This is a genomic window from Oleiphilus sp. HI0117, assembly GCF_001635235.1.
Genome location: NZ_LWGA01001356.1, coordinates 1 through 808, shown reverse-complemented (window position 1 = coordinate 808; position 808 = coordinate 1). Strand labels below are relative to the sequence as shown.

The window sequence follows — 808 nt, the reverse complement described above, 5'->3', positions numbered from 1 at the left end:
TAGCGTCACCTTTGCAATGGCTATGTACTTAAAAGTTGTTCAAGCAGGTGGAAAACGGGTTAAAGCTTTTGGCGCCAGTTTACTTATTTTGGCGCTTACCGTTATTCATGATGTACTCAAAGCCAATGGTATTTTCGGCACACCTTTTAATGTCGCACATTTTGGCGTACTGGCTTTTGTTATCTCCCAGTCCATCGCCCTTCAACGGAACTATCTGAAGAACCTAGACTTAGTAGAGGCGATGTCGAAGCAACTAAAAAGTCGAAATAAAGAACTTATCGAAATGGATGCCTTCAAAGATGAGTTTTTGGCCACTACCTCTCACGAACTACGAACGCCTTTACAAGGTATCTCGGGGCTAGCAAAAGTATTAATCGAAAGTGATCAGCAGAGCTTAAGTCCAGACCAAAAAAACAAGATTGAGCTTATCTCTAACACCTCGCAGCGCTTGAATATCCTGGTGAACGACATTCTTGATTTTTCGAGTATCAAACATGGAAAGCTAAAACTGAATATCGCTCCCATAGATCTTCAGTCTATATCAGAGTTAGTACTTACCACCATGAAACCTCTTCTGGATAAGAAGCCTATTGAGTTAAAAGCAGAGATTTCACCTAAGGTTAGAAACTTAAATGCAGATGAGTTTCGCGTGCAGCAAATATTGATCAATATACTAGGCAATGCCGTCAAATATACCGAACAAGGCAAAATCACACTAAGCGCTTACCAGGTAGGAGAAGAAGTATTAATTAAGATCTCTGATACAGGTGTCGGTATCCCTGAAGAGAAACTACACAGCCTGTTTCGT

At 40.8% G+C, this 808-nt stretch carries 1 protein-coding gene; it reads left to right on the top strand.

Features of this window, described 5'->3' with window-relative positions; genetic code table 11:
* Positions 1–22 precede the first annotated feature (22 nt).
* Positions 23–808 (top strand): sensor histidine kinase KdpD (locus A3757_RS23300; protein ID WP_231878364.1); only part of this gene is annotated, 786 nt, incomplete at its 3' end.